The 15,742-nt window shown below is 61.1% G+C and carries 13 protein-coding genes; 9 read left to right on the forward strand and 4 right to left on the reverse strand.

Features of this window, described 5'->3' with window-relative positions:
* From ACFX4T_RS23515 to ACFX4T_RS23525, 3 genes are all read left to right on the forward strand, one after another.
* Window positions 1–702 (forward strand): zinc-binding dehydrogenase (locus tag ACFX4T_RS23515; protein WP_377654600.1); only part of this gene is annotated, 702 nt, incomplete at its 5' end.
* Window positions 699–1,229, forward strand: a complete 531-nt coding sequence (locus tag ACFX4T_RS23520; protein WP_377654602.1) for a gluconokinase — start codon at window positions 699–701, stop codon at window positions 1,227–1,229. The genes ACFX4T_RS23515 and ACFX4T_RS23520, both read left to right, overlap by 4 nt.
* Before the next feature lie 127 nt (window positions 1,230–1,356).
* Window positions 1,357–2,343 carry a sugar-binding transcriptional regulator gene (locus tag ACFX4T_RS23525; RefSeq protein WP_377654604.1) on the forward strand — a complete coding sequence of 329 codons (987 nt, stop codon included), beginning with the start codon at window positions 1,357–1,359 and terminating at the stop codon, window positions 2,341–2,343.
* 93 nt (window positions 2,344–2,436) lie between these two features.
* Here ACFX4T_RS23525 and ACFX4T_RS23530 read toward each other — a convergent pair whose 3' ends face one another.
* Window positions 2,437–3,792 carry an MFS transporter gene (locus ACFX4T_RS23530; protein WP_377654606.1) on the reverse strand — a complete coding sequence of 452 codons (1,356 nt, stop codon included), beginning with the start codon at window positions 3,790–3,792 and terminating at the stop codon, window positions 2,437–2,439.
* A gap of 425 nt (window positions 3,793–4,217) precedes the next feature.
* Between ACFX4T_RS23530 and ACFX4T_RS23535 the strand changes: the two genes are divergently transcribed.
* From ACFX4T_RS23535 to ACFX4T_RS23545, 3 genes are all read left to right on the forward strand, one after another.
* Window positions 4,218–4,787 carry a VOC family protein gene (locus tag ACFX4T_RS23535; protein ID WP_377654608.1) on the forward strand — a complete coding sequence of 190 codons (570 nt, stop codon included), beginning with the start codon at window positions 4,218–4,220 and terminating at the stop codon, window positions 4,785–4,787.
* A 331-nt stretch (window positions 4,788–5,118) separates the two neighbouring features.
* A complete protein-coding gene (locus tag ACFX4T_RS23540) occupies window positions 5,119–7,293 on the forward strand; it encodes a glycogen debranching N-terminal domain-containing protein (RefSeq protein ID WP_377654610.1) in 2,175 nt (724 codons plus the stop codon).
* Window positions 7,294–7,528: 235 nt separating this feature from the next.
* Window positions 7,529–8,923, forward strand: coding sequence for an MFS transporter (locus ACFX4T_RS23545; RefSeq protein ID WP_377654665.1), 1,395 nt, complete (start codon window positions 7,529–7,531; stop codon window positions 8,921–8,923).
* Here ACFX4T_RS23545 and ACFX4T_RS23550 read toward each other — a convergent pair.
* Window positions 8,920–9,381 (reverse strand): YybH family protein, encoded by a 462-nt coding sequence (locus ACFX4T_RS23550; protein WP_377654612.1) that lies wholly within the window; start codon window positions 9,379–9,381, stop codon window positions 8,920–8,922. The two genes, ACFX4T_RS23545 and ACFX4T_RS23550, sit on opposite strands and share 4 nt — an antisense overlap.
* Window positions 9,382–9,513: 132 nt before the next feature.
* Window positions 9,514–10,755, reverse strand: a complete 1,242-nt coding sequence (locus ACFX4T_RS23555) for an MFS transporter (protein WP_377654614.1) — start codon at window positions 10,753–10,755, stop codon at window positions 9,514–9,516.
* A gap of 104 nt (window positions 10,756–10,859) precedes the next feature.
* Here ACFX4T_RS23555 and ACFX4T_RS23560 point away from each other — a divergent pair, with 104 nt between their 5' ends.
* The 3 genes from ACFX4T_RS23560 to ACFX4T_RS23570 all read left to right on the forward strand — a co-directional run bounded on the left by ACFX4T_RS23560 (window position 10,860) and on the right by ACFX4T_RS23570 (window position 14,345).
* Window positions 10,860–11,432, forward strand: a complete 573-nt coding sequence (locus ACFX4T_RS23560; protein ID WP_216922096.1) for a TetR/AcrR family transcriptional regulator — start codon at window positions 10,860–10,862, stop codon at window positions 11,430–11,432.
* Between the two features lie 50 nt (window positions 11,433–11,482).
* Window positions 11,483–12,412, forward strand: coding sequence for an NADP-dependent oxidoreductase (locus tag ACFX4T_RS23565; protein ID WP_377654617.1), 930 nt, complete (start codon window positions 11,483–11,485; stop codon window positions 12,410–12,412).
* A 256-nt stretch (window positions 12,413–12,668) separates the two neighbouring features.
* Window positions 12,669–14,345 (forward strand): ABC-F family ATP-binding cassette domain-containing protein, encoded by a 1,677-nt coding sequence (locus ACFX4T_RS23570; RefSeq protein ID WP_377654619.1) that lies wholly within the window; start codon window positions 12,669–12,671, stop codon window positions 14,343–14,345.
* Here the strand turns inward: ACFX4T_RS23570 and ACFX4T_RS23575 are convergent.
* Window positions 14,254–15,678 carry a DHA2 family efflux MFS transporter permease subunit gene (locus ACFX4T_RS23575; protein WP_377654621.1) on the reverse strand — a complete coding sequence of 475 codons (1,425 nt, stop codon included), beginning with the start codon at window positions 15,676–15,678 and terminating at the stop codon, window positions 14,254–14,256. The two genes, ACFX4T_RS23570 and ACFX4T_RS23575, sit on opposite strands and share 92 nt — an antisense overlap.
* Between the last annotated feature and the right edge of the window lie 64 nt (window positions 15,679–15,742).

Below are 15,742 nucleotides of genomic sequence, written 5' to 3' on the forward strand. Positions count from 1 at the left end.
GGCAGCGCGGCCCGCTATCCGCACACGGACGGGGCGTTCAGCCGGTACGCGAACCTGCCCTCGCGGATGTTGCGGGCGCTGCCGGAGACTCTGGATCTGCGGACCGCGGCGTTGGTGGAACCGGCCAGCGTCGCCTGGCACGCGGTCGCCCGGGCCGGTGACGCCGCGGGAAAGACGGCCCTGGTGATCGGCAGCGGCCCGATCGGTGCCCTCGCGGTCGCGGTCCTCAAACGCGCCGGCGCAGCCCTGATTGTCGCGGTCGATATGCATGACAAGCCCCTGGAGATAGCACGCGCCGTGGGTGCCGACGCCGTCCTGAAGGGCGACGACGCGGAGGCCATCGCCGCGGTGGAAGCCGACGTCGTTATCGAGTCCTCAGGCAGCCACTACGGCCTGGCTTCGGCGATCAAGGGCGCAACCCGGGGCGGGAAAGTGGTCATGGTGGGGCTGCTGCCCTCGGGCCCGCAACCGGTCTTTATCTCCCTGGCCATCACCCGCGAACTGGAACTGCTGGGATCCTTCCGCTTCAACAACGAAATCGACGACGTCATCGCAGCACTGGCCGACGGGTCCCTGTTCGTGGACCCGGTGATAACGCACGAGTACGACCTCGCCCATGGACTTGAGGCATTCGACGTAGCCAGGAACTCAGCCCAATCCGGCAAAGTCCTGCTGAACTTTGGCTCCAAGGTGTGGGCATGACGGATTCTTGCGTTCCTATTGTTGTCATGGGCGTCTCAGGGAGTGGAAAAACGACTCTCGGTGCAACCCTGGGGGAGGCTCTCGGACTGCCCTTCATCGACGCGGATGACCTCCATCCCCCTTCAAACAAGGCACTGATGGCGGCTGGTATCCCGCTGACGGACGATGACAGATGGCCTTGGTTGGAGACAGTCGCACAAGCGATCGCACACGGGCACAGTGCCGGAAAGCCGCCCGTTGTTGCTTGTTCGGCGCTCAAACGTACCTACCGGGACCTGCTCAGATCCCACATTCCAAACCTCGTTTTCGTCTATCTGGGCGGCTCCGCTGTAACCATTGCCGAGCGGCTGTCCCAACGAACCCACGAGTACATGCCAGCGTCACTCCTGACAACCCAGGTTGCGGCGTTGGAGCCCCCTGACAAGGATGAACTGCACGTTACGGTGTCCTTGGAAGCGCCGCTGGACACAGCCTTGGAGACCGTGTTGACGGCCCTGGGCATGGAAGCGATCGCTGCGCAAGGATAGGAAGCCCATCTACGGTTGCGAGTGACCACCTTGTCGGCTGCCCGCTACACGGCCAGGGGCTGGTCTTCCTGCAGGCAGCCGATAAGGTTCAGAATCGATCAAAACCCGGAGCTGTTACGGAGGGGCCATGGGACGGCTGGAGGAGGACCTGCACGACGACCTCCTGGTACGCGTTGCCAGCCATTACTTCGTCGACGGCATGTCCCAGCATGACATCGCGGAAGCCGAACACCTCTCACGGCCCAGTGTTTCCCGGCTGTTGTCCGAGGCGCGGAGCCGTGGAGTAGTCCAGTTCAAAGTCGGACGCCCCGTGGACCGCGCCCACGCGCTCGAAGCCGCACTATTGCGGACCCTGCCACTGCGGGCCTGCGTCGTCGCCACGGGCAAACCCCGTGCTCTTTACGGTGCACCTAACAGGAGCGGATACGTCGCCGCACGGTATCTTGAATCCCATCTTTCTACCGTTCACCAACTCGGTGTGGCCTCCAGCAGGTCACTGTCGGGCCTCGTCGCAGCCATGGCTCATGCCGTCCGCCCGGATCTTACGGTCATCGACTTACTGGGATGCCCGCCGAACAGCAGAACAACCGTTGATGAGGACGCTCACACGGCACGATCCATAGCGGGCCGGCTGGGTGCCCGCTTTCAGGGATTACCGGGAGCTTTCGTACACAGAACCGAGTCAAGCCTCAACGCAGCCCTGGCATTAGCGAACGTAGAGGATGCCATGAGGCTTGGAGCCGGGAGCGACATGGCCATCATCGGAGTCGGTTCCATGAATCGCTTCGACGGGACCGGGATCTATAGTCCCGTATCCCGCAACGAACTCATACGCTTGGCCGAAAACGGCGCTGTAGGCCACGTCTGTGGTCATTTCCTCCGGGCTGATGGCTCGCTGCTCCAAGCCGAGTCTGTGCCACTGGTGCTTGGCATTGGACCCGACGGACTTCGACGGATTCCCCGGAGAATAGCGATGGCGACCGGTCTGCCCAAAGTTGCTCCCATAGCAGCGGCCGTCAGAGGCGGCTATATCACCGAACTCATTACCGATGAAGCCACTGCCGTGACGTTGCTTCAGTTGACACAGCGTCCAAGTGGTACAGCGTTCAGATGACAGAAAGCCGTAGAACGGTTTGGTGACGTCATCAAAACGAAGACGGGTGTGGCCCCAATGCCACACCCGTCGGTTTCGTCAGCTGCCAGGGGCCTAGTCCAGTGCTATAGCCTTTGTCTCCTTCGCCAGCAGGTAAATGAGCCCACCCGCCGCCAGCAGTCCAGCAAAGAGGTAGAAGGCAGGAGGGACTGCTTGTAGCGTGACGTTCTGTTTGATCATCGAGCCTCCAACGAGTGCGCCCATCAGGGCAGGACCAAAGATTTTGGCGGTGGCGCCCAGACCATAGCCGAGGCCCAGGCCAGTAGCCCGAACCTCGTTGGGAAACTGCTCTGCGCCGAAGGCATTGAGAATGCCGAAGGCGCCATCGCCGAAGATCATGGTGATCAGCACGCCAGTGAAGAACACCGCCCCTGACTGCGCGTTAGCTGCGATGATGCATCCAACCGCGCCGAGTACGCCGAATGAAAGCATGACCCAACGCCGGCCTATTCTGTCAGCCAGCCACGCTGATGCAAGACGGCCAACGACGTCGCCGATTGCGACCCAGGTGAACAAGGCGCCAACGGTTGCAGCGGTGAAGCCAAAGCCATCTTTGAGCAAGGTCTGTCCCCAGGACTGGACAGTGAATGACCCCAAGATAAAGCAAAACGAGCCCAAGGTAATGATGCCGAGTTGTTTAGGGTACTTCCGGAACAGCAGGCGGTAAGGTGCTTTGGCCTGAAGCGCAACGGCCGGAAGCTGTCCGACCTCGCTTGTGGGAATGTCCATGGCCCAGGCGTATGCTGCGCGCGCTTCGTCATCTCGTCCTTGGAGCTGAAGGAACCTTGGCGATTCGGGGACTCGCCGCAGCCACACGAGGAGGAAGACGGGGAGGACGCCGACGGCGATCAGCCCGCGCCAGCCGATGAGATCCCCGAGCCACAGCTGGGCCTGTGCGCCTATCAGGAGCCCAAGCGGGATGAAAACTGATGCCAGACCGGCGAGCAGACCGCGTCGTTTCGCGGGGACGAATTCCTGAACGTACGGTATCGAGGAGATGTTGAGACCACCGACACCTACGCCCACCGCGATCCGCAGGATAGCGAGCATCCACCAGCCACGGTCGGGGGTGAACAGGGAAAGGAAAGTGAAAAAGGTGAAGAGGAAGACGCACCAGAGGAACGCTTTTCGGCGCCCGATCTTGTCGGCGAGGCGTCCCCAAACTATGGCCCCAAGGACAGTGCCAAGCCCGGAGCACGCAAGGATGACGCCGGCTTCCAGGCCTGTCAGATGCCACGGCACTGTGAGCAGTGAGACGACGAAGCCAATGAGGAACATATCGAAGAACTCCGAAATGTTGCCGACCACAACGAGCCCTATGAGGCTTTTCTGATGTCTGGTGAGGGGCCTGGAATCGATCTGCTGAGTGGCCGTAAGGCCGGGGGTAGTGACTCCCGCGGGTACTTTCATTGCATTCCGATCTATGGTTGTTGAATTGTCGGCGAAATAGGTGCTTTACCGCCGGCAAGAATGGGTCCGAACTCATGCCGGAGGGCTGCCATGACTTGGGTGTGGGCCGCACCGCCAGGCAGCACTGGAAGACGTCGCTCGTGCCGCATTTTCCTCGGGCACGAAAAGGGCCGCCTGTCGCTCCTCCGCGACAAGTAGGTGACCGACGGCTGCCGTGCCGTAGGTCACCAAAAGTACGGTTCGGTGACCTGATACAACTCCGTCTGTGTGACCGCGTCAATGATTGGGCTGAAACTTGAACATGTGTTCCGATGCCTGCGAATTCTGCGCTGTGGGGCGCATGCCCCGTGTGCTGGAGCTAATACTGGAACCCTTATTTCGCACGCAGCCTCGCAGACGAGGTTGTTGGATAAAGAAGAGGACCCATGCCCCAGAACCAGATGCTCGCTGCCGGCAACACTGCCCTTCCGCAGCGGACGATGTCCATGCACCACGTGTGCCTGGTCGTCTCAGATATCGACGTCACCCGCGATTTCTATGTAAACGTGCTCGGGTTTAAGGAGATCCACCGCCCAACAGATTTCATCTTTCACGGTGCGTATTTCCACAACGGCAACGTTGAAGTCCACGTGGTCCGTGAACCGGAACCTGGCCGGCTTGCCCGAAACGCGCCGGGATGGGAAACCGAGGAGCTGCGCACCGGGCTATGCCACCACTTTGCCGTGATGGTGGACTCGTTTGAGCCGTTTTTGGAAGCGATACGTGAGCGGGGGCTGGAACGCGTGGGTGGGCCACGTGTCCGCGACGATTACGTCGAGCAGATTTACATTGCAGACCCTGACGGGCACGTAATCGAGCTGCTGTGCCAGCACACTCCCGAGGCCGGTCATGCGCGGCGTATCGAGATTTTCGACCTCGGCATTGCCGTCCCCGTCGCCCCGGGCTACCCGGTAGTGGACCCACGGGCCAAATACGGCTTGAAATGCACCAGCTGACTACCCGGCCATTTATAGCATTGCCACTTACGCCATGATCGCGGATCACCGTGCTGAAGTGCATAGTGGTCGAAGGAGCTGCACTTACTCAAGAGGCATTGAGTCCGGCCGCATATGGTCCTACATTGCTGGTATCAAGCATCCGTCTGTGACGCTACAGCAGTTATCCAGGAGCTAAGAACCAGCAGTGGCGTTCCCGGAAGCCACGGCTGCATGCCATGTGGTCGGAGACAGGAAGACATTGGTTCCGGTGCCATGCGATGTGACCGCTCTTCACCACTTCAATCAGGCGGAAGGTTCGTCACCGGACCGCATTGGGAAGGTGTAGGAAATGGCCGGATGGAATCAGGACAATGCAGCCGGACCTCTAGGTGCCGGTACAGTCACGTTGATCGAGGGCTCCTCCTTTTGCATTTCATCCCCAAACGGGGACATATATCCTGAGCACCCGCACGGTGTTTTCTTCCAAGACTCCCGTATTCTGTCCGGCTGGCGTTTGACCGTGAACGGTCAGGCTCTTGAAGCACTGGTCGCGGACATCAAAGAGCCGTACCGGGCCCTGTTTGTCGGTCGTGTTCCGCGCGTTGACGGATATGCTGACAGCTCTCTGATCGTGGAGCGTCTGAGGGAAGTAGGCGCGGGTATCCAAGAACAGGTAACCGTGCGCAATTTCTCTCAGGAACCCACTGAGTGTGCTATTTCGCTGGCCGTCGAGGCAGATTTTGCTGACCTTTTTGAGGTCAAGGAGGCTAGAGCCATCCAACGTTGGGAGAAGACCCGCCATGTAGACGAAGGCTCACTGGTCATCGGGGGTGCTTGGCAGGATGTGCGGAAGGATGTGCAGGTTCAGGCTCCTGGTGCTGACGTCTCACAGGATGCCCTCACATACCGACTGGTGGTCCCTGCCCATGGGCAGTGGAGCACGATCTTAACCGCGGTTCCCAAGAGCCACACGCCCATTCCGCCGCCGCCGTCATTTATCCACCCTCAAGGCGATGGTTTGTCCCCACGTGACCGTCGGCGACAGGAGTGGGTGGCGAAAATACCCATGCTGCAGATGGGGAACAAGTCCATCGAACGGACTCTCAGGCGCAGCTACGACGATCTGGGTGCGCTCCGGATTGAGGATCCGAATCATCCGGATCGTGTAGTCGTGGCCGCCGGCGCACCCTGGTTCATGACCCTGTTCGGCAGGGACTCGCTGCTCGCCGCCGAAATGGCACTGCCCGTAGACCCTTCTCTGGCCTTGGGCACTTTGCAAACCCTGGCTGACCGCCAAGGCAAGGTTGTTGATCCGATCAGCGAGGAAGAACCTGGCAAGATCCTGCACGAGATCAGGCTTGACGTGTCCAGTGGCTTGTCATTGGGTGGCAAGTCCACCTACTACGGAAGCGTCGATGCGACCCCGCTGTTCGTGCTGGTCCTGGGATCCGTTAGCCGTTACGGAGTCGCCAAGGACACCATCGCCGAACTCTTACCCAACGCCGACCGGGCTCTCGCTTGGATTTCAGAGTACGGCGATAAGGACGGTGACGGTTTCGTTGAATATGAACGCCTCAATGACCGTGGCCTTATTAACCAAGGCTGGAAGGACTCCTGGGACGGCATCAATTTCGCGGACGGACGCTTGGCGGAGCCGCCCATCGCCCTTTGCGAGGTGCAGGGCTATGTCTACGCAGCGTATACGGCACGCGCCTGGATGGCGTACGACGCAGGGGACATGGCACTGGCCCAAGACTACGCAGGCCGGGCTGCACAGCTTAAGAAGAGGTTCAACGAGGAGTTTTGGATGCCCGAGCGCGGCTATTACGCCGTTGCTTTGGACGGCAAGAAACGTCAAGTGGACGCCTGTGCGTCCAATATGGGCCACTGCCTCGTTTATGGCCTCATCGACGACGACAAAGCCCCGATGGTGGTCGAGCGCCTTATGTCACCGGAAATGTTCAGCGGATGGGGCATTAGGACCCTTGCGAGCGACATGGGTGCCTACAATCCAGCAAGCTATCACAACGGTTCGGTATGGCCTCACGACAACGCGCTTATTGCCAGCGGTCTACTAAGGTACGGTTTCATCGCCGAAGCTCAGCGGGTCTCGACCGCGCTGTTGGAAGCTGCTGACTACTCAGAAGGGCGATTGCCGGAACTTTTCTGCGGCTTCGACCGAGACCAAATCTCTGAACCAGTACCGTATCCCACCGCCTGTTCGCCACAGGCCTGGGCCGCAACCACACCCATCCGTTTGGTCACCAACCTGATGCGATACGACACCCATGTCTCCTTGGGTGGGCTTTGGGTGGATCCTGTTCTTCCGGAGTCCTACGGTGACCTCCACATCAGTAACGCCCCCATGGCGGGAGGCCGGATCACCATTGACATTGCCAATTCCGTGCCGACAATCACCGGTTTGCCGGAAGGGGTGGAGTTGCGCCCTGGAAAGCGGCCGTACCTGACGGAACTGGTGGAGCAAGCCGGGTTGTACGGCACAGGTGATGTTCACCAGCCCTGACTGCCTGAGCCCAACCCGACCGCAGTCACCATAGTTTTTTTGGGCTTACCACCCGCCGTCGAAAGTTGCGCGTTCCCGGGACTATTTCGGCGACGCGCGCGGTTACGCAATTCGGGGCCGAAAGCTATGTGCGCGAACAAGCTGAGATGACGACGGGACGGGATAAGTGACTACAGAAACTGCTGCTGACGGAGTCGGGTTCCGTTCCCGCCGGGGACCCATCCTCATTGCCCTGATGCTCTCCACCGGGCTGGTGGCCATTGATGCGACGATAGTCGCCACGGCGGTGCCATCGATTGTGGATGACATCGGCGGTTTCACGTCTTTTCCTTGGCTTTTTTCGGCGTACCTGTTGGCGCAGGCAGTCTCCGTGCCCGTCTATGCCAAGCTGTCCGACGTCGTGGGCCGCAAGCCGATCATCCTCAGCGGGATCGGCCTGTTCCTCCTGGCTTCCATCCTGTGCGGGCTGGCCTGGAGCATGCCCGCCCTCATCGCTTTCAGGGTGCTTCAGGGCCTCGGCGCGGGAGCCATCCAGCCGGTGTCCATCACCATTGCCGGGGATATTTACACGCTCGCGGAGCGGGCGAAGGTACAGGGCTACCTTGCCAGCGTTTGGGCAGTATCGTCCGTTGTTGGACCGACATTGGGAGGCATTCTTTCTTCCTTGGGCATTTGGCGTTGGATCTTCTTCATCAACATCCCGCTGTGTCTTCTGGCCGGATGGATGCTGGTCCGGACATTCCACGAGAACGTCGAGCGGACGAAACACCGGGTCGATTATCTGGGAGCAGGGCTCCTAACGGTCTCGCTAAGCCTGCTCATCCTGGGAGCGCTTGAGGGCGGCCAAGCCTGGCCTTGGAACTCCTCCATAAGCATCGCGGTGTTTGCCGTCGGTGCCTTGGTGTTCGTCGCCTTCCTCTTCGTAGAGAGGAGAGCGGCTGAGCCTGTCCTCCCACCGTGGGTTGTTTCCCGCCGCCTGCTGGCGACGACGGCGATGATCTCCTTTGGCGTTGGCGCAGCCATTCTTGGTCTCACCTCGTACGTCCCAACGTTCCTCGAAGGAGCGCTGGCGACTTCCCCGGTCTTTGCCGGACTCGCTTTGGCAGCCTTGACGATCGGCTGGCCAATCAGTGCGTCCCAGGCTGGCCGGTTCTATCTCCGGATTGGGTTCCGAAGGACGGCTTTGATCGGTATTTCCGTGACGGTCATCGGCGCTGCCGTGCTTGCCCTCACCGCCTCATCACCCAACGTTTTGTTGGTGGCCGTGGCCTGCTTCATTGTTGGCCTGGGACTCGGGCTGGTCGCGACACCGAGCCTGATTGCCGCGCAGTCGAGCGTTGAATGGAACGAACGCGGGGTTGTTACGGGCACAAATCTTTTTGCCCGTTCCATCGGTAGTTCGATTGGCGTGGCCGTTTACGGTGCGATCGCAAATGCCATTTATGCAGGCGGCCCCAGCGGCGGCCCCGATCCGCAAACAACGGTGTCCGCTTCCACTGCCGTCTTCCTGGCCGTGCTGGTGAGTGCCGTGCTTACTGTCATCGCCGTCGTCGCGATGCCCTCCAAGGCGGACAACGCCATCGCCGCCCAAACGGCTGCCAAGACCGGTGTTGCGCCGTCGCAGGATTAGGACCCGCCGCTTGGCATCATGTCCTCAGGGCTGACGAAGTCGGTGTGTTCGTGGATGACTTTCCACTCACCTTCCTCGCGACGGAAGACGCTGGTGGCGCGAAGGGCGAACGGGCGGGGAGCGCTTCCGTCAATGATGCCGGTGAAGCGGACAACGGCGGCGGTGTACGCCATGTCTCCCACGACGTCGTAGGCCATAACGTCCAACGTGACGTCTTGGCCGTCAGTAAGCCGGCTTGCTACTCGCCGAAATGTCGGTTCCAGCTGGGCCCACCCTGTGGCCGATACGCCCACTGCTCCAAACAGGCTTACTGGCTCGCGGTGGGACCACATTTCAATGCGGCGCGAGGAGTCCCCGATGACAAGGGCGGCCTCGGCGGCGTGCAGGGCAGGTTCAGCCCACGCGAGGAATTCCTCCCGGGGATCCATGGCTCCTCCTCCACAGGGCGGGTTTCTCACAGCGTCCTCCTTCCGCAGCGGTCAGTCAACGCAGGTGAACCACCCGGCGTGAAACGTTCGACGGCGGCAGGCGGCGCTGCTCTGATGAGCCGCCGCCCGCCGTCGTACTCCCCGAAAGCCAGCGGCAGGGTATCAATCCGGCCGGCTGTTGGCCGTCACAGGGGATCGCGCTGGGGCAGGCTTGGGTGTGGATTCAGATTTCAACAGCGCCGCTTGGATGACGACGCCCACGGCAGCGAAGGCAGCGAGGGTCACTCCGTATGCCAGCAAGGTCGGCACGAGCCCCCACACGGGCGCGAGTTGGCCAGCGATGATAACCGGCACGCTGAACGCCAGGTAGGCGGCCGCGTAAATGCTGGCGAATACGCCAGCGCGCTGATGCGGCTGAATGTGCGGTGCGATGAGTCGGATCTGTCCACCGAACGATCCGCCGAACCCAATTCCGCCCAGTACTGCTCCGACCCAGACCGCGGGGAGCGATGTTGCATTGATTCCGAAGAGGACCCCCAGTATCCCGAGCAGAATGAAGGAGACCCCGGCGAGCGAGCTGTGTCGGGCGGGGTAGCGGCCAAATACAAGGCTTGCCACCGCGGCTGAGAACGGGCCAAGGAAAGCGGTGAAACCCGCCACCAGGCCACCGTCCAGCGCAAAGTGGACCCGGAGTAGCGCCGGCGAGAGGCCAAGGAAGAGGGCTGGAAACATCCACCCGGCGATGTGAAGGGGGAGGCCTGCGGCGAACTCGCGGCGTATGTTGGCGGGAATGCTCAGACGCGGGGTGAGGGAACGGACTGCACCAGGGCGTGTCACGGCTGTCTCGGAAGTGAAACTGACAAAGAAGATGCCGAGGACGATGGCCCCCGCCAGGATGGCGAAAATCAAGGTGTTGGCGTCAGCTGTGAACTGGACCGCTGCGCCGGTCACCAACGCTCCCAGGCCTAGACCGCCCGCTACGGACGCGCCGGCGAGATTGCCGGCAAGTTTCTTGAGGGAGCCGGGGGCCTGCTCTTGGATCGCGGCGTTGAAGGCGCCGGTTGCAAGGCCGGTGGCGATCCCCTGCAGGGCCCGTGCAAGGATCACCCATGTGATGGTGGGCGCAGCCAGGAACATGACCATGGAGATGAGTTCTCCATAAAGGGCCAGAAGCATGACGGGCCGACGACCCAGATGGTCCGAAAGCGAGCCGGCCACCAAGAGGGCGGCGAGCAGCGCAAGGGCGTAGACGGAGAATGCGAAGCTCAGGGTGCCGGCTGAGAATCCCCATTCCTGTTGACGTAGTGAGAGCAAAGGTGTGGGTGCGCCGGCGGCGAAGAAGAACGCCGCAAAAACGAGCGCCAGCCCAGCGAATGCCGGTTTGGGTGGGATGGAACGGTGCAAGGGAAAGTCTCCTTAGACAGGTCGGTCTAACTCTTCCCAGTTAGACAGGTCTGTTCAATTAAGTCAAGAATTTTTAGACAGACCTGTCTGATATGCTGGAATGCATGGTGACTACCAGGGTGCCTGCTCGTCAACGCCTCCTTGATGCTGCGGACAAACTGTTCTACTCGGAGGGCGTACACACAGTTGGGATCGACCGGGTTATCGAAGAGGCCGGCGTGGCCAAAGGCTCGCTCTTCTACAACTTTTCCGGCAAAGACGAGCTGATTTCTGCCTACTTGGCGGGCCGGGATCAGCAACGCCGTGAGCGGATAGCCAGGCACCAGGCTGGGCTTGACGAGCCCACAGCGAAATTGTTGGCCATATTCGATTCTCTTCACGAAGCGGTGACCTCGCCCGGGTACAAGGGCTGCCCGTTTGCCAATGCCAACGCAGAAGCCCTCCCGGGAAGCGTCGAGGCTGAAGCCCTGAAAACGTTCCGCGACTGGCTTTCCGACGCGATCCTCTTGCTCTGCGAAGAGGCCCGGTTTGCCGATCCAGCAGATGTCGCGGCGCGCATCCGCCTGCTCTATGACGGAGCGGTGTCCAACTCGCACCTGGATGCCCAGCCGGGGGCTGTCCGCTTGGCCAAGGAACTGGCTTCCATGGTTTTGGAAAACTCACCCCGCGCCGTCTGACGTTAAGCCCCGGTAGGAATAGCTTCACCACCGCTGGGGTTGACGCTCGCATGAAGGCGATTACCTACAGTGAATACGGAAGTCCGGACGTCCTGGAGCTGACTGAGCAGCCGATGCCCAAAGTGGGGCCGGGCATGGTCCTCGTAAGGGTCAGGGCGGCATCTGTGAACCCGGTGGATTGGAAGATCATGGCTGGGTACCTGGACTCCGTTATCGACCTTCAGTTCCCGGCCATTCCGGGCTGGGACGTGGCAGGCGTTGTGGAATCGGTGGGAATTGACGCCCCGCAATTCCAGCCCGGGGACGAAGTCATTGCATACGGCCGCAAGGACTATGTCCACGGAGGCAGCTTTGCAGAGTTCATTGCGTTGCCCGAACGGCTCCTTGCCCGCAAGCCGGCATCGTTGGGATGGGACGAATCTGCCGGACTTCCCCTGGCAGGGCTGACGGCGTACCAAGTCCTCCGGCGCCTCGGTCTCCAGCCGGGGGAGACGCTGCTGATCCACGGCGGTTCCGGTGGCGTTGGCTCCCTTGGCATCCAGATTGCCGTGGCGCTTGGAGCGCGGGTTATCGCGACGGCTTCGGAGCGGAACCACGATTTCCTTCGTTCCCTCGGTGCCGAACCGGTGTCGTACGGCGAAGGACTTTCTGCGCGGGTACTGGACCTGCGTTCGGACGGTGTAGACGTTGTAGCCGATTTCGTAGGTGGAAACCTCAAATCAACCCTGGAGGTTCTGGCAGAAGGCGGCAGGCACGCCTCCATTGCCGACAGCGAGGTAGAGGAACACGGCGGCACCTGGATGTGGGTGAAGCCGATTGGTGCCGAGCTGCAGGAGCTCGCAGATCTTGTTGACGAGCACAAAATCCAGGTCGAGGTGGCAGAAACACTCCCGTTGGCCAAGGCTGCGGACGCCTTCCGGCTCAACATGGAAGGCCATACTCGCGGAAAGATCGTTGTTACCGTCCAGCATGGCGGTTGATCAGTGCTTTCAGGTGAAATCACGACGGCGGCAGTCTCCAAGGTTCCCCGAGGAACCGGCTGGGGGACCGCCGTCGTGCGTGGTTTGCCTTCGTGCGGCACTTTTGTGAAACTGGATTCCTCTGTTCCCAAGTGTTAGGCCGATGTTTTGACGGGCATTGCAGGTTTCGCGACGCTGACCACGCGCTGACACTTTCTGATGCCCTCGCGGGCTGGTGTTTCAGCGCATTCGCTGAATCCTGGAGCCTCGAAGCATCATGCATACAACAAGCAACCCGTCCATCACCCTCACCGATGTCGGCCTTCAGTGGCGCGACGGCACAACCGCCCTGTCAGGGATTTCCGGTAGCTTCGGACCCTTCCGCTCAGGACTGGTGGGATCCAACGGCGCTGGAAAGTCCACGCTGCTGCGCCTGATGGCCGGCGTCCTCACGCCCACCCAGGGGCACATCCGCACCAACGGGGATATCGGCTACCTTCCACAAACGCTTACCCTGAGTGCCGGCTCAACCTTGGCGGAGCTCCTGGGTATCGGCAACAAATTGACGGCGCTGCGTGCCATCGAGTCCGGCGACGTCGGCGTGGAGCACTTCGATGTCCTGGGCGATGACTGGGACATCGAGACCAGGGCGGATGAAGCCCTTCACCACATCGGATTCTCCGGCGCGGACCTGGACAGGAAAGTCGGAGAGATTTCCGGCGGCGAGGCGATGCTCGTTGCCATCACCGGCCTTCGCCTCCAACGGACGAGCATTACCCTCCTGGACGAACCAACGAACAACCTCGACCGTGAAGCACGCACCAAACTGTACGAGCTTCTAGCGACGTGGCCGGGGACGCTGGTGGTCGTTAGCCACGACGTTGACCTTCTTGAGTCGATGGACGCCACCGCAGAATTGCACGCCGGGCAGCTCACGGTTTTTGGTGGCCCCTACAGTGCATGGCGCTCCTACTTGGACGAGCAGCAAGGCGCGGCAGCCCAAGCTGTCCAGGCCGCCAAGCAAAGCATGAAGGTGGAAAAGCGCCAACGCCAGGAAGCGGAATCGAAGCTCGCCAAAAGGGCCAGAACGGGGCAAGCGAGCTACGACAACAAGAAGGGCTCGAAGATTCTGATGAATCAGAGGGCATCCGATGCCCAGGTCTCGGCGGGGAAGTTGCGTTCGGGCTTGGACGACAAGGTGGCCGCCGCCCAAGCCGCCCTTGATGCCGCCTCTTCCAGGGTCCGGGAAGAGCAGCGAATCTCGTTGAATCTCCCGGACCCCGATGTTCCCCGTAGCCGCCAAATTGCGGAGCTGAGGGGAACAAACCGCTCCTTTATCCTGCAAGGACCGGAACGCGTGGCGATTATCGGGGCCAACGGCTCCGGCAAGACAACGCTCTTGGAACAGATGGTCAACCGAACCCTGGCCGATGAAGGCAAGGCATCGGGCCGCCTGCTCACGGAGCGGGCGGGCTATTTGCGCCAGCGGCTGGACGGCTTGGACGAAGCTGCCACCACGCTCGAAAACGTCCAGGCAGCCGCGCCGGGTGTCCCACCGGGAACCGTACGCAACCAGTTGGCGAGGTTCCTTTTGCGCGGCGACAGCGTAAACCGGCCAGTCCGTACACTCTCCGGAGGTGAGCGATTCAGGGTTTCCCTTGCCAGGCTCCTGTTCGCCGATCCGCCCTCCCAGGTCCTCATCCTCGACGAACCTACCAACAACCTGGACATCCACAGCGTGGACCAACTGGTCGAGGCCCTGAATGCCTATCGCGGAGCGGTGATCCTGGTAAGCCACGATGACGGGTTCCTGGCGCGGCTAAACCTGAGCCTGGTGCTCAAGCTGGACCGCGACGGATCCCTCACCGAGTTGCCCGGACTGCCCGGCGGTGTGCCAGAAGGACGATCGCGGCACAGGGGATTGCGACGGCGTAGAACCACGTTGCCGCGCTGAAGACGGCGGCATAGGCGTGCGCTTCAGTCTGCACCGTTCCTGCGCCGGGTCCCCGCGAGGCAGCGAACACCACCGTCAAGAGGGCCAGGCCAATGGAACCGCCCAGTTGGTGGGCTGTGTTGACCAGGCCGGACGCCGCACCATTGTCTGCCGGCGCCACATTGGACATGCCGAACTCGGTCAGCAGGATGATGGCGATCCCTTGTCCGACTCCGAGCACGATCAGCGGCAGCAAGATGCCGGGAAGATACGGCGTGTCCGGACCGATGGTACTCAACCACAGCATTCCGAGGCCGGCGATGCTCAATGAACCCAGCAGCAACGCTGGTTTGCTGATCAGGGCACTAAGGGGCCGCAGTGCGTAGACCATGACGAAGAAGAGGAATGTCAGCGGGATGTATGCGAGCCCGGCCATGAAGGCGCTGAATCCCAGGACGTTCTGGAGGTACTGGCTGAGGAAATAGAAGGTCGAAAACATCGCGCCCACGATGAGGAGGCGGATCACGTAGGCGCCGGAGCGGGTGGCATCACCGAAAAGGCGCAGGGGAGTTATGGGCCGCTCGGCTCTGCGCTCGACGAGCACAAACGCCGCAAGGAAGAACACCGCAACGGCAAGGGAGATGATCGTTGTGTGATTGACCCACCCGGCCTGGCCTGCGTTGACCAGCCCGTAAACCAGCGCGGACATCCCGATAGTGACTGTGAGTGCACCCATGATGTCCACGCTGCCCCTGACGCGATCGGTTTCCGGCAGGAAGCGGCGGGTTAGGAGGAGGACAACGATCCCGATGGGGATGTTTATCAGCAAACCCCATCGCCAGGAAAGCAGGTCCGTGAACACCCCGCCGACGATGATTCCGACGCTGCCGCCAGCACCAATCACGGCGCTGTAAATGCTGATTGCCCTGGAGCGCTCCTCCGGTTCGGGGAAGGATTGCACCAAGAGGGCAAGCGTTGCCGGAATCGCGAACGCCGATGCTGTCCCTTGCAGGATGCGCGCCGCGATCATGACCTCCGCGCTGACTGCCAGTCCGGCCAGCAAAGAGGCGAAGGTAAAGACTGCCACTCCTGCCATGAAAACCCGTCGCCTGCCCAGGAGATCGCCAACGCGGGCGCCTAAGAGCAGCAGCCCGCCAAACGCCAGTGCATAGCTGTTCTGAACCCATGAAAGCGACGCAGAGCTGAAGCCGAGTTCACGTTCCAGATGCGGTAATGACGTGGTCACGATCGAGGTGTCCAACACCATCATGAGTTGGCATCCCATGATCACCGCCAAAGTCAGGCTTCCGAAGCGCCCTCGCGCGGGGGCCGCTTTGGTTTGGGTTGCTGACATGTCTCAACCTTCCTTCTAAGTAACTAACTGGTTCGTTTTAAAGGATGCGCGCTTGGGGCCGGTT

It is taken from the genome of Paenarthrobacter sp. YIM B13468 (assembly GCF_042788025.1).
In the GTDB taxonomy this organism is placed as follows: domain Bacteria; phylum Actinomycetota; class Actinomycetes; order Actinomycetales; family Micrococcaceae; genus Arthrobacter; species Arthrobacter aromaticivorans.